Source organism: Micromonospora sp. CNZ299, assembly GCF_002754415.1.
The window spans coordinates 6,173,088-6,189,958 of record NZ_PEFG01000001.1 but is presented as its reverse complement, the minus strand read 5'-3'; the positions used below and the strand labels follow the sequence as shown (position 1 = coordinate 6,189,958).

At 71.1% G+C, this 16,871-nt stretch carries 14 protein-coding genes; 3 read left to right on the top strand and 11 right to left on the bottom strand.

Annotation, left to right across the window (positions count from 1 at the left end; translation table 11 throughout):
• Positions 1 to 42 precede the first annotated feature (42 nt).
• From CLT68_RS27950 to CLT68_RS27935, 4 genes are all read right to left on the bottom strand, one after another.
• The gene (locus tag CLT68_RS27950) at positions 43 to 960 is read right to left on the bottom strand and encodes a hypothetical protein (protein WP_099855425.1); all 918 of its coding nucleotides are present in this window, start codon (positions 958 to 960) and stop codon (positions 43 to 45) included.
• Between the two features lie 155 nt (positions 961 to 1,115).
• On the bottom strand, positions 1,116 to 1,508 hold the full coding sequence (locus CLT68_RS27945) for a hypothetical protein (RefSeq protein WP_099855423.1): 393 nt from the start codon (positions 1,506 to 1,508) through the stop codon (positions 1,116 to 1,118).
• On the bottom strand, positions 1,505 to 2,167 hold the full coding sequence (locus CLT68_RS27940; protein ID WP_099855420.1) for a hypothetical protein: 663 nt from the start codon (positions 2,165 to 2,167) through the stop codon (positions 1,505 to 1,507). Before CLT68_RS27940 ends, CLT68_RS27945 begins: the two co-directional genes overlap by 4 nt.
• A 420-nt stretch (positions 2,168 to 2,587) precedes the next feature.
• A complete protein-coding gene (locus tag CLT68_RS27935; RefSeq protein WP_099855418.1) occupies positions 2,588 to 3,304 on the bottom strand; it encodes a hypothetical protein in 717 nt (238 codons plus the stop codon).
• A 548-nt stretch (positions 3,305 to 3,852) separates the two neighbouring features.
• Between CLT68_RS27935 and CLT68_RS32730 the strand changes: the two genes are divergently transcribed.
• A complete protein-coding gene (locus CLT68_RS32730; protein ID WP_143743279.1) occupies positions 3,853 to 4,782 on the top strand; it encodes a hypothetical protein in 930 nt (309 codons plus the stop codon).
• Positions 4,783 to 4,857: 75 nt separating this feature from the next.
• On the opposite strand, the gene CLT68_RS27925 is transcribed toward CLT68_RS32730, so the two are convergent.
• The 7 genes from CLT68_RS27925 to CLT68_RS27895 all read right to left on the bottom strand — a co-directional run bounded on the left by CLT68_RS27925 (position 4,858) and on the right by CLT68_RS27895 (position 14,116).
• Positions 4,858 to 5,733, bottom strand: coding sequence for a replication-relaxation family protein (locus tag CLT68_RS27925; protein ID WP_099855414.1), 876 nt, complete (start codon positions 5,731 to 5,733; stop codon positions 4,858 to 4,860).
• A gap of 211 nt (positions 5,734 to 5,944) precedes the next feature.
• The gene (locus CLT68_RS27920; RefSeq protein WP_486482345.1) at positions 5,945 to 8,467 is read right to left on the bottom strand and encodes an ATP-binding protein; all 2,523 of its coding nucleotides are present in this window, start codon (positions 8,465 to 8,467) and stop codon (positions 5,945 to 5,947) included.
• A complete protein-coding gene (locus tag CLT68_RS27915; RefSeq protein WP_099855412.1) occupies positions 8,464 to 10,254 on the bottom strand; it encodes a VirB4 family type IV secretion system protein in 1,791 nt (596 codons plus the stop codon). Before CLT68_RS27915 ends, CLT68_RS27920 begins: the two co-directional genes overlap by 4 nt.
• A complete protein-coding gene (locus CLT68_RS27910; RefSeq protein ID WP_099855409.1) occupies positions 10,251 to 11,174 on the bottom strand; it encodes a PrgI family protein in 924 nt (307 codons plus the stop codon). Before CLT68_RS27910 ends, CLT68_RS27915 begins: the two co-directional genes overlap by 4 nt.
• A gap of 35 nt (positions 11,175 to 11,209) precedes the next feature.
• On the bottom strand, positions 11,210 to 12,124 hold the full coding sequence (locus CLT68_RS27905) for a conjugal transfer protein TrbL family protein (protein WP_099855406.1): 915 nt from the start codon (positions 12,122 to 12,124) through the stop codon (positions 11,210 to 11,212).
• Positions 12,125 to 12,129: 5 nt separating this feature from the next.
• Complete coding sequence (locus CLT68_RS27900; protein WP_099855404.1) at positions 12,130 to 12,510, bottom strand: pilin; 381 nt, start codon at positions 12,508 to 12,510, stop codon at positions 12,130 to 12,132.
• Between the two features lie 724 nt (positions 12,511 to 13,234).
• The gene (locus CLT68_RS27895) at positions 13,235 to 14,116 is read right to left on the bottom strand and encodes a hypothetical protein (RefSeq protein WP_099855402.1); all 882 of its coding nucleotides are present in this window, start codon (positions 14,114 to 14,116) and stop codon (positions 13,235 to 13,237) included.
• An 840-nt stretch (positions 14,117 to 14,956) separates the two neighbouring features.
• Between CLT68_RS27895 and CLT68_RS27890 the strand changes: the two genes are divergently transcribed.
• Both CLT68_RS27890 and CLT68_RS27885 read left to right on the top strand, forming a co-directional pair.
• Entirely contained in the window at positions 14,957 to 15,889 is a 933-nt protein-coding gene (locus CLT68_RS27890; protein WP_099855400.1) for a hypothetical protein, read from the top strand.
• Positions 15,873 to 16,865 (top strand): TRM11 family SAM-dependent methyltransferase, encoded by a 993-nt coding sequence (locus CLT68_RS27885; RefSeq protein ID WP_370453024.1) that lies wholly within the window; start codon positions 15,873 to 15,875, stop codon positions 16,863 to 16,865. The genes CLT68_RS27890 and CLT68_RS27885 overlap by 17 nt, the downstream gene beginning before the upstream one ends.
• Positions 16,866 to 16,871: the final 6 nt, after the last annotated feature.

The window sequence follows — 16,871 nt, the reverse complement described above, 5'->3', positions numbered from 1 at the left end:
AAGTTCAACGCCCGCCCCGGGCTACCAGCGGTAACGGGTCTGCTAGGTGGTTGTCGGGGCGAGTTGGAAGGTCGCCGGCTTCTCGGCGACCTGAACGGCGACACCGTCGGTGACGAGCTTGTGCACGGCGTTGACGACCGCGCCCGCGCTGGCCTTGGCCGAGTCGGCGCCCTCGTTCGCCCGGTCGATGGCCCTGCACAGCTGGCTGGTCTTGAACGGCTGCCCGGGATGGGCTTCGAGCACATCGAGGATGGCCCCACGCAGGCTGCCCTTGGACCGGCGCGGCTTCCCGCCACCTGACGCGCTCGGAGCCTCGGACGGGCTGCTGGACGCAACGGTGTCGTCGCTGCCGGCCGGGCCCAGACTGGGCCGGGAGTCTGCCTGACCAGACGCGTCGGCTGCGGCCGGATTCTCGGCGTCGGCCAGGGAAGCCTCGCCAGTCTCCGGCTGCGTTGTGGTCGGTGCGTCGGGGACGTTGTCCGGCTTGGCGGATGGGTCCTGTAGGGCTGGCCTGCCCGCGTCGCTGTCCGGCGCTGGTTGGCGTTCGTCGTCCGGCTGGAGACTGGTCGACTCGTCGTCCGGTCCCGCCGCCATGACGGTGTTCGTCTCCTCTGCCGGGCCGGGGGCCTCGTCCGGTCCGTGAGCCTCGTCTGCGTTGTCGTTCGTCAGTGCGGGGGGCGGGTCGCGCCTGGCGTCGGTCGTGGCCGCCTGCGGGTCGCCGCTGTCGGTGCTGGTCGTCGTGTTCGACAGGTGCCGCCAGAGCGTGCGGCCGTCCTCGGCGCGCAACGGTTCAGCCTGGCCTGCCTCTGCAAGGGCGCGAAGTCGTTTGGTGGCCGTCGAGTAGCCGACGCCGGCGCGCTGAGCGATCGCGGCGGCCGTGTCCTGGCCAAGTGCTGCCAGAGCGGCGGCGACCTTGTCGAGCGCGCTTGGCACTCCGGTCTGGCCGGTCGTGTTGTCCATGAGTCCTCCCTGTGGCTGCTGTCGCATTGCCTGGATGTGGCGTGCACTGATCCACGCTTCGACAGCGCCTCGTGATCAAGTGCGGTGACGAATCTTGGGATGCCGTCAACGCTCGGGGCGGAACCTGCCAGGTCCCGTGCTGGTAGGCGGTGCGGCTATGGCTGGCCGAAGACGTGGTCGCAGCGACTCACGTCGACCGGTAGCCACGGCAGGCCCCAGCCGATCCGATACCGCCCACCGGTCGGCTCCACGAGGTGGACGCCGCCGCCGAGGGACACCGGACGGGCGACGGTGAGCGTGTGTCCGTCGAAGCCGACCGTGCGCCAGTCACCACCGACATAGCTGGCCATCGCGGCGAACGTCTGAGTAAGGGCGGTCACAGCCTCGTGGTCGAGGGCGAGTTCGAAGCTGCCGTTCCACCAACCGGCCACCGTCGCGAGGTATCCCTCGTGGTAGCGGTGGAAGCCAGGGACCGGTTCGTAGCGCAGCCACCGACCGGAGAAAACGGCTGTGCTGCCCTGACGCGGCGTGTAGTCAGGCGTCGTCACTGCTGGCCCTCCTGGCCGTCGGTGCCGCCGCCGGGGGTGGAGGAGGCGCCGAGGTGACTCGGGGCCGTGACCGTGCGGGCGCTGGACCAAGCCACCCCTGACGCCTGCGCCGACTGGGCGAGCCAGTCGGCCGCGTCCTGCAACCATGCGCAGATCTCGTCGGTGGCGTCGATGACCTCGCTGCGCCCTTCGCTGTCATCGAGGCCGGTGAGGTGTGCCTGGCGGGCCTGGTCGAGGAGGTAGGAGCCGGTCTGTGCGTGCACCCGGGTACTGCGGTGTAGGTGCCCGATCAGGGATGTGACGTCGGAGGGCGTCGGCAGGGTGAGCAGCGCGCTGAACGGTCCGGTGGCCGTGTGCAGCCAACGGGTGAGGTGCTCGGCGGCGGTGATGGCGCTGCCCAGTCGGGCGGGGTCGTAGGGACCGCCGACGGCGAACAGGCGGCTCATCTCGTCGAGCCAGGTGTTGGTCTGACTGTCGACCGGAAGCGGGTCGGCGACGAGGGTCGGCTGTGAGGGTTGGCCGTCGGCAGCCGCGCAGATGGGGCTGTTGTCCGTCAGATGCCACCACGGGATGCCGCCGCGGTAGGCGTTGGTCCAGTGCGTGGCAGGTTGGTCTGCCACCGGCTCGTTGCAGACGGGGCAGATCGGAAGTTGGATCATGGGGCGGTGTCCCTTCAGGCAGGGTGATGACGGCGACCAGGGCTTGGTCGCCGACGGCTCGGTGACGTGTCGAGGAGTTGGTGCCGGCGCTCGCCGGCTTATGCGCAAGAGGGAAAGGGCGGCCGTCTCGCTGGCCGGCAGCGCTGTCAGCGCCCCTGCCGGAGGCGGCTGGCACGCCGGGGCGAGATGCGGCGGCTCGCGGGATTTCTGCCGATACCGTGAGCCGGTCGCCAGGATGGTGAGCAGGGCGGTGCGCCAGTGCGTGCGGCGACCCGAACCTGCGCGATGAGGTGCGCGTGGATGGCTAACGGTTCGCGGCGCTGCGGCGCTGCGGCGCGGGGCGCGGGGCGCGGACGCTGACCTTGTCGAGCAAGACCGATGACGGGCCCGTCGGCCGTGTCTCCCTCTTGGCCGGCTCTGTCAGAGCGCGACCGCGAGCAGTCGCTGGTCGGGGTCGATGGCGTCGAGCAGCCGGTTGGCCTGTTCGAGGTAGCTCACCCGGTCGGCCATGGCGTCGCTGGCCGGGGCCAGCTTCGCCCCTTCGGCGGTGATCAGCGCGTCGCCCGCCAGGGCGGTCAGGGCGCTGTAGTGCTGGTAGGCCATGCAGCCGGCCTGGTACATCTCCAGTTCACTGAGGCGGATCTGCCCGGCGCCGTAGGTGGCGGCGTTGTGCATCCGGATGGCATTGACCCGGGGTTGATGAGTGAAGTCCGCGACGGCCGCGTCCCACGGGTACTGCTGCGGGTCCGCCAGGTGGCGGGCTTCGTAGACGTGCCACGCAGTGGCGTTGCGGGTGCCGTGCACGGCGCGGCTGAACACCTGATGGCGGATGCCCGCCCCGACACCGGCGGCTTGGCGCATGCCGGTCAGGTCGAGCAGTCGCGCTGGTCCGCCAGCGCAGTAGGCCGGGCGGCCCTTGCGCAGTCCGAACATCTGGCTGCGCTGCCACAGGCGTACCGCGGGGCTGGCCCAGAAGCGGGGCGACAGCGTGCCCTGCACGCCGAAGTTGCGGTCGAGCTGGTGCACGGTCAGGGACTCGCGGGGCAGGTCGCCCGGCACGCAGACGACCATGGTGCGGATCGTCGCCGTCGGTGTGACAGCCGGCGAGGTGGCCTTCCGGGTCGAGTTCTTGGGCATGAATGTTCCTCCTTGGGGTGAGCGCGTCAGGGCGCGCGGAGATGACCGGCCCACTGGGTGCGCGGGTCGGTTGCGGGAGATGCGGGTGCGGGTTGGTGCGGTGCGACCTGGGGTCGCCGCGCGGCGCGGCGCCGACCGGCCCCGGGAGGGGCGGGTGGGCGGGGCGCACCGGTAGGTGCGGCGGTGGTTCCGAGGTGGGACCGGACCGGGGTGGAGATATATGAGGTGGTGTTAGTGCCGTGAACGGTAGCGGCCTGTTCTGTCAGGCCGATCCGACGAGTTGATCGCCGGCCAGTGCGGTTGACCTGCGCTGTGAGACGTCCCGGCTCATGGCGCAGCCGTCGTCGGCGCATTCGCTGTGAGCCTTCGAGACTCTCACAGATGATCTTGTTCGCTGACAGACGTCGACGACAGTCGGCCTGCTGGAGGTGCTATCTGAAGGCGGCCGTCTGTCGACCGGGCATGTCGGTTGCCCGCGACGCGCCGATCGTCTCACGGACATTCCTGGGGCGACAGACGCTTGAAACCATGAGAGAGACAATCGCTGAATGCCATCGCTCGGGTCGCCACAGGATCGAGATCTGCCGCTGTTTGCCTATGGCTCGCTGAGGCCCGGTGAGCTGGCTTTCGGTTTGATCGAGCCGCTTGTCAGCCGGCACGTTGAGGCCACCGCAACCGGTGTGATCAGAATGCGTGACGGCCTGCCGTTGCTGGATCCCTCGGCTACCGGGCATGTCCACGGCTCTCTTCTCTTCTTTCCCGCGGGCAAGCTCGATGAGGCCTGGCAGATCGTGGCCAGCTTTGAGCCAGGTACCCAGTACAGGTGGAGCACGACCGAAGCCATGACTGAAGATGGCCGGAGCACCAATGCCAACGTTCTCGCCGGTGCGAAGTTGCAGCGGGGAGTCTCTGGAGATCCGGTACCAGAATGGTCGGCCGGGCATGATCCAGTGCTTGGTGAGGGACTGGCCGAGGTCCGACGGCTCGTCATGGAGGTGGCACCGCATGTCGTGCAGGCGCAGCCAGACAGCCCTCGATTCTGGCGACAGTTCTTCCGCCTCCAGGCGGCCTACCTCCTGCTGTGGAGCGTCGTCGAGCGATACACAGCGCTCCGCTACGGTCCCGCGCTAGAGCCCGGGGACCGGGTTGGCCGCCTGGGCAACGACCCTGCGTTTCAAGCTGCCCTCGAGATCGTGGGCGCCAAACCCGACACTGTCGTGGACAGCAGGGATCCCACCAACACGATCAAGTTGAAGCCGGATGGAACCGGCGGTGCTCGCTATTACTACGCAGTCCGTTCGAACCTGTCCCATCGAGGGAAGGGTGCGTTTCGGGACGCACGCCTGGTGCTGAAGGCGGTTGTCGAGCTACATGACGCAATGCTGGAATTGCTGGCCCAGCATGTCTCGATCCCCGAGGACTGTGGCCTGGGTGAGGTTCGGTTGGGGCACCTGCTCCCTCCTGGCGCGCTGGCGTAACGGGTTCGCGCGGTGCCAACTTGGATGGGAAGCGCCAACTATCGCTGGTAGTCACGCTGGCCTGCAGCGTAAGTTCTACAGGTCATCGAAGCGCTGCGGGTTGGTGACCGTTTCGGGGCCGTGGTCGCAGGGCAGCTCGTGCAGGTACCGCCGGTGGGTGGGGTCTGAGACGAGGGTCCAGACCCGGCCGGCCGGGTCGGGGCCGTGGATGGCGGTGGCGATCGGGCTGGCGGTGCGCAGTCCGGCGAGCACTGCGAGGAGGCTGGCCTCGCGGCGCCGGCTGGGGACCCAGAACAGCACGGGGTAGCGGGGGCCGAAGGTGGTGAGGCGTTCGTAGCCGCGCAGCTTGGCCACGACCCGGGCCAGGTTCTCGGTGTCGTTGTCATGCTCTAGGAAGAAGCCGGTCGAGGTGTCGCCGACGGTCCAGACGCCGTGCCCGTCGGGGCGGATGCCGGCCTGGGCGTAGACGGTGGTGGCGTGCTGCTCGGACCACCAGCGCGACAGCCGGGCGCCGGTTGTGTGGCGGGCGGTGGCGATGAGGTCGGTGAAGAACTGGTTGACGCCGAGAAGGTGGTTGACCTGGCCGCTGGCGGCGATCCGCTTGGCGCGTTCCAGGGAGCTGCGCGGCGCTCTGCCGCCAGTGCCGGTCGGGTCGTGGTAGACGGTCGGGTGTAGCTGCAGTCCGACGGGGCCGAGGGTGTAGAGCAGCGACCCGTACCGGCCGTGGGCGCCGCTGCGACCGAAGCGGTGCAGCACGTCGAGGCGGTGCAGGATCGTCAGCCGTCGTTGGGCGGTGCGCCGGGTGTCGAAGAGGGCGCTGGTGATTTGGTCGGTGGACAACAGGTAGTGCTCGGCGAGCAGGGCCAGCAGGGCGTGGTCGCGGGGGACGATACGACCGAAGACCGCTAGCGGATCGGGGTTGCGGGAAGCGGGGGGAACGCGGGAGTACACGACAGTTGCTCCTGGGCAGGATGGGGTTCCCCTTCCGATCGGGAGGGGTGTCTGGGACGAGGGAGGTCGGTGCGGAGAGCCTGTCACGGGGTGTGTGCGGCACTGACAGCCCAGGTCAGCACTGTGCTGCGGATGTCCGACGGTCACCGGTGACGATCCCGGTGACGAGCCGGTTCGCGACCCGGGCGACGCCACCGTCTGACAAAGACAGTTAGCTCCGGTCGCTCTTCGGACGGGACCGACGGTCGTCGGGTCTGCGGCTGAGCCGTTCGACGAGGTCGTCGACGGCGCTGGTGTCCTGGCTCGGTACCGCCGCGGCGGCGGCCTGGCGGATGGCGGTCGCCTCCCCGACGACCGGCTTCGGGGGCCGGGTCTTCATGGTGAACGCCGGGGTCTGGCGGCCGTTGACGACCAGCCGGGCGGCGGCGGTGTACGCGTCGAGGTGGGCGAGGTCGTGCTCGCCCAGTTCCGGCAGGGTGTGCCGGGACAGGACTTTGGCGTCTTCCGGCGCCACCGTGAAGTAGATCTTGTTGCGGGCGTTGGCCGACGCCGCGGCGAGGAGGTCGCGGGGGAACTGGGCCAGATCCTGGTGGGCGAGCACGAGTGACAGCCGGTACTTGCGGGCCTCGGCGAGCATCGTGTCCAGGGAGTTGGCCAGGGTTAGGAAATTCTGGGCCTCGTCGATGATCAGAGTCGCGTCGCGGCGCCGGCCGGGTTCGACGCCGGCGCGGGCGGTAGTGGCTTGCCACACCTGCGCGAGGATCAGCGAGCCGAGCAGCCGGCTAGTGTCCTCGCCGAGCACGCCCTTGGGGATGCGGACGAGCAGCACGCCGCCGTCGAGAACGCGGCCCATGTCGAAGCTCGACTTCGGGTAGCGCATGGTGCGTTTAACGAAATCGCGCAGCAGGAACGCGCGTAGCCGGGCGAGGACCGGTCCGATGACCTGCGAGCGGAGGCTGTCGTTCAGGCTGTCGTACCACTGCCAGAAGCCGCTGAGCCCGGCCGGGTCGTCCAGGTCCACCGTCATCGCCGAGCGGAACTGGGGGCTGTTGAGCAGCGGGGGGATGTGTTGCAGGGTGACGTTGTTGTGGCGCAGCAGGGTCAGGCAGGCCACCCGCATGACGTCGTCCATCCGCGGTCCCCACGCCTTGGCGAAGATGTTCCCGAAGATCGACACGAGGTTGTCGACGACCAGGTCGGGGTCGTCGCCTTCGAGGGGGTTCAGCGTCGGCGGGTTGTCCTGGTCGGGGTCGAAGAGCACGACGCGGTCGGCGACGCCTGCGGGGAGCCGGTCGAGGATGTCCAGGACGAGGTCGCCGTGCGGGTCGATGACGACGGTGCCGCGGCCGGCTTTGATGTCGTCGAGGGCCATGTTGACCAGCAGGGTGGTCTTGCCGGAGCCCGTGGAACCGATCACATGCATGTGATATCTCGCGTCCGCCACCGTCAGCCCGACATTGTGGTCACCGATTTCGGCGTCGCCGAGCATCTTCACCCCACGCCCGCCGCCGGGGACGGCGACCGGTGCCGGCATGGACGCGGCCCGCGCCCGGTCGAGGCCGGGCACGGCGAGGTCGCGCGGCAGGGCGGCGAGGGCGGCGAGTTCCGGGGCGGAGGTGAGGAATCCGGGTCCGAGGCGGCGTGCGGCGAGGACGGCCACCGGGGCGGGCATCCGGGCGCGGTGGGTGAGCCGGTTGCGGCCGGTGTGGATGGCGAACGCCGAGGCGAGGGTGTCGGCGATGCCCCGCAGCCGGCCGGTCGGGTCGGCGCCGGGGCGCCGGTTGGTGGTGGCGACCGTGTACCGGATGCCGGTCTGCCACAGCGGGTGCGCTGTCTTGTCCAGGATCGCCCGGACGTCGCGTTCGACGGTGGGATCCCGGCGGGACGCGGGCGCCGTAGCGCGGCCGGTGGTGCCGTTGCCGGGCAGGAACGCGTCCAGCAGCCACCGCACCGGCGCGGCCGGGTTGATCGCCGGTACGGCGGTGGTGCCGGCCCGTAGCCGCCCGGCGGCGCGGCGGGCCCGCGCCGCCCGCCGGGGTGTGGCCGGGCGGGCGAGGATCTGCACGCAGGCGTACTCGCGGGGGTTGAGCTGCGCGCCGGCGGCCATCAGCGGGCGCAGCGGGTCGGTGTCGTGGTCGGTGGCCAGCGGCAGCCACTCCGCGTATACGGGCAGCAGGTGCCCACCGGCTGCGGGGTGCGCGTCCAGGGGGATGGGCGGCGGGGGGTTGTCGTCGGTGGTGGTGGTGGCCGAGCTGGGCCACGCTGCCCGCACCGCGGCCTCGACTGCCCCAGGAGGGACGGTGCCGGGTACCCAGATCGAGATGAGCAGTTGCCGGCCGGACCAGGTGTACTGCCACACGACGTGTGGGGCGCCGTGCAGCAGGCGCCGCCGCCGTGACGGGGTCAGCACGCCGGCCAGGTTCGCCCACAACGCTGGCGCGCTGTGCGGGTCGACCTCCGGCGGTGGCGCGATCGTCACGAGGCGCGCGCCGCGGGCGTGGTGGCGGTGCCGCCCGATCTCGACGAGGTTGCGGGCCGCGATCCACACGATCAGCCCGCCGGCGGCGACAGCTGCCAGCCACGGCCGCTGTGTGGCCCACACGGCGGCGTCGAGCAGCGCGCCCGCTGGCCCGGTGGGGGGCGGGATGGGACCGGCGCCCGACCCGATGGTGGGGCTGGGCGCCGGTGGCGGTGACGCGAGCGCTGAGCTGAGGGCTTCGGTCGGTGGTGTCACAGGTCGTCCTCTTCCTGGTCGAGGTCGGCCAGCTCGGCCGGGTCAGTCGTCGCCAGCGCGTGCTCGGCATCCGAGGCGATCGACTCGAAGCTGGTCCTGCTCGCCCCGGAGATCAGCAGCCCTTGGCCGCGGCGGGTCGAGAGCAGCAGCCGCCGTTCACCGTCGGTGAGCCCGAACGCCTCGCCGACGGCGTCGATGGCCTGCGGCGCCTGCCTAAGCAGCACCTGGGTGGAGGCGTTGGACACCACCGCCTGGCCGAGGTCGGTGCCCAGCACGTCGGCGGCGTCCTGGGTGATGACGGTCAGCCCGGCGTTGCGCTTGCGTGCCGCCTTCGACATGCGGAACAGGAAGCGGGCGCCTTCGCCGTCGCGCATCAGCAGCCACGCCTCGTCGACCACCACGAGCCGCCGCCGCGAGGGGCGTTGTGGGGCGTCGACGGTGCGCCAGATCGAGTCCAGCGCGAGCAGGGTGCCGACGGTGCGCAATTCGTCGGGCAGGTGCCGCAGCGACCACACGACCAGGTGTCCGACCGGGGCCTGGGTGGTGGGTGCGTCGAACAGGTCGGCGAAGCTGCCCTGCACCCACGGCGCGAGCCGGGCGGCCAGCGTCGCGGCGGCCGGGTCGTCGTCGGCGCGTAGCGTGGCGGCCAGGTCGCGCAGCAGCGGTGCCGGCCGGTGGTGCGTGGCCGGGTCGGCGGTGATCCCGGCGGCCCGGTAGACGGCGAGAATGGCCCGGTCCAGTGCGGCTCGCTCCGCCGGTGGCGGCTGGTGGCCGAGCAGCACGCTGATGAGTGTGTGCAGGAACAGGGCGCGGCGGGTCAGCGTGTCGGGACGCCGGTCGCCGACCGGCAGGTCCAGGGGGTTGATCTTCACGCCGGGCAGGCCCAACCGGACGATGCTGCCGCCGACCGCGTCGGCCAGTCGCAGGTACTCGTCCTCGGGGTCCACCACCGCGACCTGCACACCCTGGTAGAGGTTGCGCAGGATCTCCAGCTTCACGAAGTACGACTTCCCAGCCCCGGAGCGGGCCAGGACGATCGAGTTGTGGTTCTCCTGCGTCCAGCGGTCCCACCAGACAATGCCGGCGCTGGCCGGGTTGATCCCATAGAGGACACCGCCGGTGGCCGGCGGGTCGCCGGGCAGCGGAGCGGGCAGGTCCGGGCTCGACAGCGGAAACGCGGCCGCGAGGGCCTGGGTGTCCATGGTGCGCAGCATCCGCAGCCCATCCGAGGCGAGAGGCAGGGTGGTGGTCCAGCCGGCAAGCTGCCGCCACGTCGCGGGCTGCACCTCCAGCAGGGTGGACGCGGCGGCGGCCCGAACCTGCGCGCACGCCTGCAGGAGTTCGTCTTCGGTGCGGGCGTGCACGGTCAGGTACAGGCCGACGCGGAACAGCTTCGCCGCCCCTCGGGCCAGCCGCTCGGCCAGGTCACCGGCGTCATCTGCGGCGGCATCGACGTAGGGGTCGGCGAGCTTGCCGCGCTCGGAGTCGGCCCGCCGCGACGACTCCAGCCGCGCCCGCTGTTTACGCAGCCGGGACGCGGCGATCGGCGCCGGCAGCGGCTCGATGTGCAACGCGAGGTCGAGCCGGCCCGGCCAGGACAGCAGCGGCTCCAGCCACGCCGGGCCAACCTCGGCCGGGTATCCGGTCACGACGAGCGTGGCGGCGAAGCCGTCACCCACGCGCAGCCACCGGGGCGTGACCTCGACGGCGGCCGGCGCGACCACCGACGGCAGTGCGCCCGGCCGCGGCTGCGCCTTGTCGTCGACGGACCGTCTCTTCCTGATCATGGGCTTCTCCTTGTCCTGCGGGTGGGCGTGGCGGCGGTGATGACAGCGTCGGGTGCGGCCAAGCGGCCCGGCTGCGGCGGGCGGTACGGGTCGGCGGCGCCGGCCAGGGCGACGGTGACCGCCGAGCCGTCCAGCACCCGCGGACAAACGCCGAGGCCAGCCAACGCCCGCACCGTGTCATCGGCTCGCCGCCGCGCGGCATGCGCCCGCTCGCCGGACGCCGCGCGGGCGACGACCAGGACCTGCCGACGCAGCGGATCCCGGCGGGCGGCGAGGTCGCCGAGGAACTCCGCGTGATCGGCGCACGCCGCGCCCAGCCGCGGATGCGGCTGGACGTCCGCAACGGCGGCGAGAGCCCGGCTATGGGAGGTCAGATCAACCGGTCGCGCGGACACGACGATCTCCGTCGGCGTCGACAGACTGTTGAGCCACCGACCCCACCCCTCGATCAGGGCCACCTGCTCGGCGGGTGTGCGAAGCGCGAGGTTCACCGTGGTGGTGCCAACGATCGCCGCCCGCGCGTCACCGAGGCTGATCTCCCCGTCGTCGTCGATAGCGTCGGCTGGCAGCCGCAACGGCGCTGGCAGCGGCATCCGGCCGCTGCTGGGGGTCTCGACCCAATCCGGCGTCCCGGTGTCCGCCGCGACGGTGGCGGTGGACAGCGACCGGGGGGCGCGCGTGTGGCGGATCGCGTGCAGCAGCCACACATCCATGGACAGGCCGTCGCGGCGGCCCACAGCCAGGCCGATAACCAGCCCGCCAAGCACCACACCAACACCGATGAACACCGGCGCCGGCACGACATCGTGCAGCGTGCGCCACCCGGCGTAGAACAGCAGCGCACCGGCGGCGACGATCGCCAGCTGGTGGAACGTCAGCCCGTAGGCCACCTTGTCGGGGGCGTCGACGTCGGCCGGCATCCGCGCCCTCATTGGCGCTTCGGGATCAGGGCGGGTCATTTGATGGTCCTCCGAAGGGTGTTCAGGCCAGGGACGGCGCGGGCGAGCTGCTGCACCACAACGACGCGGACCACCGCGCCGAGCATGCTGCTCGTGCCACGTCCGGCCTGGCCCGCCCAGCGGGCCAACAATGTGGGGATCTTGACGGTGGTCCACAGCAGCACCACCACGACCAGGAGATTCAGCGTGCCGCCCGGGTCGACGGGCAGGCCGAACACGGGCAGCATGGTCGCCGGGTCGAGCAGTGTCTGCTGCCCCGCGGTGAGGAAGAACGCCTGCGCCACGGGGATCGCCAGGCATCCGGCGTAGGCGCGCCACCACAGCCGGGCGAGACCGTCGGTCTGCGGCAGCGCGTGGCAGGCCAGCGCCAGCGGCGCGATGCTCGTCATCACCAGCAGCGCCACGAACCGGCCAATCAGCTGAAACGCCGCCGTCACGACCAGAACGGTGATGAGCAGGATCAGGATCAGGAACAGCAGCGGGACGGTGTGGTCCTGTGCCGCCGCGAGGTGGGCGCGGATCGCGGTGAACGCGCCGTCGCCGTCGTAGCCGCCCTCGCTGATCGCCGCGGTCAGGGCGTTGGCCACATCGATGAGCTGGTCGCAGGCCAACTGGGAGAAGTGCGCGGCAGTGAACCCGACGACCAGCCGCGGTAGGAGGTCCTTGACCGTGTACCGGGACTGTTCGTCGCCGCCGGCGATCATGACGAGCACGCCGGCGGCGACGAACGCCAACACGAAGACGGTGTCCACGATCCAGACCGACCGGCCGGTGAGCGCCTGCACCTGCGGCAGCACGGTGACCTTCGGTGTGGTGAGCAGAATGCCGGTAATGAGGTCGAAGATCGCGTTGAGGCAGGCCAGGATCGCCGTGGTGAGCCAATCAAGAACCTGGTCGAGGACCCATCCCATGACGATCAGACCCCGACGATGCCCTGTACGACCTGCAGCAAGATCGGCGCGAGGACGGCCAGCCCGTAGCCGATCAGCGCGTTGCGCAGGGCGAGCTTGCCTTTCTCAACCTGCGACGGGTCACCACCGGCGGTGGCCCAGTACACGCCGGCCAGGACGAGGAAGAGGGTGGCGATAGCGGCCAGGATGCCCATGACCCAGGCCTGCAGATTGGCGATCACCACCGGCAGCGAGTTCGCCGCCAGGTAGACGGCGCCGCCCGGATCGGCAGACGCGGCGGCCGGGGCGGCGAGTGACAGGCCGACGCCGACCAGCGGTACGGCCGCCCGGAGTGCGAGACGAACGAGTCGCGGGATTCGGAGAGTGTGCTGTGGGGTGCGGGACATTGCGGTTCACCTCCCGCCGCCCCCGATCACGAAGACGTGTGACCGGGGGCGGCGATTGCTCGAAACGGTCCGATGGGACCGCCGCCGGGCGCAGGCGAGAAGCGCACGAACCGCGTGAGCCCCGGGAGGAGCTCGTCCTCCCTCAGGGGTGGGTTGCGGTCATCAATGTGGTGTCAGCGCATCAATTGGCGCGGCACCCGAGGCGCGCGGATCGCGGCTGCTCGTGTCGCCCGGCGGCGGGCGGGACCGGCGAGCGGTATGGCTCGCTGAAAGTCCCGCACCCCCAAACCGGGATTGGTGAGCCCTGGCGAACACTTGCCGCGCTCACCCCGGTCCAGGCAGGGCTCACAGGGCAGGTCAGGGCCTTTCACTGTCGCCGGCGTTGCCTGCGGGCGAGGACTCACAACCGGATCGGAACGGGCTGTGTTCGAGCGGTGTGAGTGCCGTTGGGGCTCACAGTTCTTGACAAGGCCGCATCGGTTCGCCCGTTCTAGGGTGCCTAGGACGATGGCGGAGAGGTTCTGATCGTCGGAGCGGAGGGGGACGGCTGAGCGGCGCCTGCGCCGCAAAACGTGCCGGCGGGGCAGGTCGGCTGGCAATTTTGCGCCGGTTCTCTTCTGCCAGCGCGCTGCCTCCGGAACAGCTCTGCTGGGACGGGCGCTCGGTACGCGGAAACGGCTGTGGCCCGACGGGTATGTCGGGCCACAGCCGTGCCGGTTGGTTGTCAGGCGGCTGCTGCCGAAGCGTGCTGCCGGGCGGCTTCGCGGCGGCCGGCCGCGGCACGTCCTGCGCGACGCCCGCCGCGCTGCTCGGCCTGCTGCCGCAGCCGCGCCGTGGTCTCCGGCGACGCGACCCCGGTCAGCAGCCCGTCCGCGAGGGCCTCGGCGACGCGGCTGTCGATGCGGGACAGCCGCATGCGCAGGGCGTCGACGCTGACACCATTCCTCGCGGCGATGGGCTCAATCGCCCGACGACCGAGCCGCACGTCGATGTAGGGCTGCTCGTCCTCCGGGTCGAGGATCCCGAGGGTCACCGCGCGGCGGACCAGAAGATCCGGATGCCCGTACGGCACCGGCGGAGTGCGGGAGCCGGAAACGAGGTGCTCGATGTCCTGCACCGGCAGGTACTCATGCTGCCGCAGCCGCAGGTCCCGCCCGGCTCGCCACGCCGCCTTGCACAGGCTCGCGTACGGCGCGGGTTTGGAAAGGTCGGCCCGGTCGCGGAGCGCGCTCAGGAACCCGGTCAGGATCTCGGCGTCGATATCCGCAGGGTCGCCGGTGTAGCCCTCGCACAAGTGGGCCGCGTACCGCTGTAGCGCCGGCATCGCCATGCCGACCGCGGCGACGACCCAGTGCGGCCCGTCGAGCCGGGCGCGTCGGATCAGCTCCCGCCATACCTCGTCACGCGCCGTGTATGCGCGGGGGTGTCGCAACAGCCAGTCCCGCACTGCGGGCAGCGGCATCACCGGCCGCGGCAGACCCGCGTCGGAGAAGAACGCCGTGCAGTCGAGAGCCAGCGGCGCAGGCTCGCAGGTCAGCGCGGCGTAGGCGGTCGCCGCCGCGTCGAGGGCGGAAGTCGGCCAGTTCGTAGCGTCGGACGCGCTCATGTCAACACTCCTGTGACACCGAAGGGATGCGAATGCCGTCGCCGGCGTTGTCACGGCGATCGGTGGCATCGATTGCGCCACAGAGAGCTCACAAGGTCCTGACAGAGCCGCTCACGGCGCTGTTCGTCGCCCTCGAACCGGGCCTCTGTCAGTGGCCCGCCCGCACGGCGCGCCATCGCCGCTAATCGTTGGCAATAGCCTGACAAAGGCTAGTTGACCTGCCCTGTGACACCCTGACAGAGCCTGTGACGGCGCGCTGTTCGGAGCTGGTGACGCAGGCTCACGTCGCGACCCGCGAGACGGCGCGGACGACCTCACAGGGGACACGCGCGGCCGGCTGTGACAACCGGGTCGGCTCACAGCGCCACTGTCACCGCTCGCCGGGGACGGCACGCGCGGGCTGCGGACGTACCTGTGACAGTCGGGGGCAGGCTGTCACCGCTGGACATTCCGCACCCTGTGACAGGCGGCGCCGCGCCGATGACAACGGCCCCGCACACACGACGCTCGGCGCGTCTCACAGTGCCGGTCAATGCTCATGTCTACGTCGACGCCCGACGCGTTCTCCTTAACCGGCGCCGGCACCGTCAGCGCCTTCTGTCAGTGACCCAGCGTCAGTGACAGGGGTGAGTAGGGACGAGGCCGGTCCCGTCTCGGTAGGGCGAATGCCGATGGCGGCTGTTACGTCGCGCGCACCAGGCAGGACGAGGAAGACCGGGACAAGCCGCTGCCGGGTCGAGCGTTGTGAGCGGTTGTGGGTTCGGCAAGTGTTCGCCGGGGCTCACAAAACCCGGTTCGGGGATGTCAGCGCTTCACGGCGCGGCGCGGAGCCGACAGCACATGAGCGAGCACACGCCGCACCCACACCCGCAGGCCGACCACAGCGAGCCGGCCGACTCCACTCTCATTGACCTGATCGCCGGCGACCCGCCGGTACCGATCACGGTCTGGCGCACGGCCCGTACCGACGCCGACCCGCACACCAGCCTGCCCACCCGTCTGGCCTACCGCCTCGTCGCCGCCTACAGCCGACCCGGGGAAGCGGTGGTCGACCTCACCACCGACCACGTCCTCGCACCCATCTGCGCCCAGGGTCGTCGCCAGCACCACCGCGCCTGGTTCACCGACAGCTCCAACCTGATCATCGGACCCGCCACCGCCGGACCGCCGGCGCCCACGACCGCAACCAACCCGCTCACCGCGCCCGGCGAGCCGGAGGCCGGCGACGCGCACGACCCGCCCGAGCTGGTCGACTGGTTCGGCGACGACCTCACCGACCCCGACCTGCCCGGCACCGACACGGCGGTCGTCCGGCCGCCCGACGACGGGCCGCTGGACGCGGCCATCAGCCTGGTGGTCGCCTCGTGGCCGCTGCATGAGGCGGGCACGATCGGCCGGGTCCGCCTCGCCTGGCTCCTCGCTGCCTGCGCGCGGCTGCTGCGCCCCGGCGGCTGCCTCGTCCTCGTCGTCGGCGTCCCCGCCGGCACGCAGCCCACGCCGGAGGACTTCGGGCCGCTCGTGGCCGCCGCCTCCGCGGCGGGACTGGGCTACCTGCAGCACATCGTCGCCGTCGAGGCCGACACCGACGGCGACCAATTCATCTACTTCGGCACGGATGAGGAGCTGCTCACCCTGGTCCACGCCAACCCCGAGCAGTGGTCGGTCGCCCACTTGCGGGTGCACGCCGACCTGATGGTCTTCACCCCCCACCCGGCATCTGCCTCGGGGTCGGGACGGCGCCGTGGTCGCGACGGCGGTGAGCGCCGTGGCTGAACACACCACCGCGGGATCTTCCGGCGCGGGCGAGCCGGACACCAACAGCTCCGCCGCCGGCGAGGACTACCCGGGCCGGCACCGCGACTACGAAGGCCGCCACCGCGCCAATCCTGAGGGCCTGTCCGTCTGGGCCACCGCCCAGTCGACCGGCCCCGTCCAGCGACGCGGCCGGTACGTGCCGGAATCGGTCAAGCATCCCGCCCGGATGCTGCCCGCGATCGCCGCCCACGCGATCGCCGCCTACACCCAGCCCGGCGATCTGGTCCTGGACCCGATGTGCGGCATCGGCACCACCCTGGTCGAGGCCGTCCACGCCGGCCGCGACGCCTTCGGCATCGAATACGAGCCGCAATGGTCGAACATCGCCGACGCCAACATCCGCCACGCCCACGACCAGGGCGCCAGCGGACGCGCGTCCGTCATCCGCGGCGACGCGACCCGGCTGATGTCGCTGGTGCCGAAGGCCCTCACCGGGCAGGTGGCGCTCGTGGTCACCTCACCGCCGTACGGTCCCACCGTCCACGGCCTTGTCCGCCCCGGCGAGCACGGCGTCGTCAAGTACGACGACCGGTACAACGACGGCGAGGACAAGGGCAACCTCGCCTACCGCGACCTGACCGGTCTCACCGACGGCTTCGCCGAGATTCTGCGCGGCTGCGCCACCCTGCTACGCCCCGGCGGCGCCGTCGTGGTCACCGCCCGCCCGTGGCGCAAGCGCGGCGAGCTGGTCGACCTGCCCAGCGCCGTCATCGCCGCCGGCCTGCGCGCCGGCCTCGTGCCGACCGAGCGGTGCGTTGCCCTCCTCGCCGCCGTCCGTCACGGGCAGCTCGTCGCCCGCCCGTCGTTCTTCCAACTCCAACAGGTCCGCAAGGCCCGCTCGTCCGGGGTGCCGATGCACCTCATCGCCCACGAAGACGTTCTGATCTTCACCAACACGCGCAGGCCTGAGGACGGGCCAGGGGTGGTTGCGTGAGCCCAC

Excerpts from the sequence above, each read along its gene's own strand:
- CLT68_RS27950 (WP_099855425.1), bottom strand. The coding sequence starts at position 960 with ATGGACAACACGACCGGCCAGACCGGAGTGCCAAGCGCGCTCGACAAG.
- CLT68_RS27940 (WP_099855420.1), bottom strand. The coding sequence starts at position 2,167 with ATGATCCAACTTCCGATCTGCCCCGTCTGCAACGAGCCGGTGGCAGAC.
- CLT68_RS27935 (WP_099855418.1), bottom strand. The coding sequence starts at position 3,304 with ATGCCCAAGAACTCGACCCGGAAGGCCACCTCGCCGGCTGTCACACCG.
- CLT68_RS32730 (WP_143743279.1), top strand. The coding sequence starts at position 3,853 with ATGCCATCGCTCGGGTCGCCACAGGATCGAGATCTGCCGCTGTTTGCC.
- CLT68_RS27915 (WP_099855412.1), bottom strand. The coding sequence starts at position 10,254 with ATGATCAGGAAGAGACGGTCCGTCGACGACAAGGCGCAGCCGCGGCCG.
- CLT68_RS27910 (WP_099855409.1), bottom strand. The coding sequence starts at position 11,174 with ATGCCGGCCGACGTCGACGCCCCCGACAAGGTGGCCTACGGGCTGACG.
- CLT68_RS27905 (WP_099855406.1), bottom strand. The coding sequence starts at position 12,124 with ATGGGATGGGTCCTCGACCAGGTTCTTGATTGGCTCACCACGGCGATC.
- CLT68_RS27900 (WP_099855404.1), bottom strand. The coding sequence starts at position 12,510 with ATGTCCCGCACCCCACAGCACACTCTCCGAATCCCGCGACTCGTTCGT.
- CLT68_RS27895 (WP_099855402.1), bottom strand. The coding sequence starts at position 14,116 with ATGAGCGCGTCCGACGCTACGAACTGGCCGACTTCCGCCCTCGACGCG.
- CLT68_RS27890 (WP_099855400.1), top strand. The coding sequence starts at position 14,957 with ATGAGCGAGCACACGCCGCACCCACACCCGCAGGCCGACCACAGCGAG.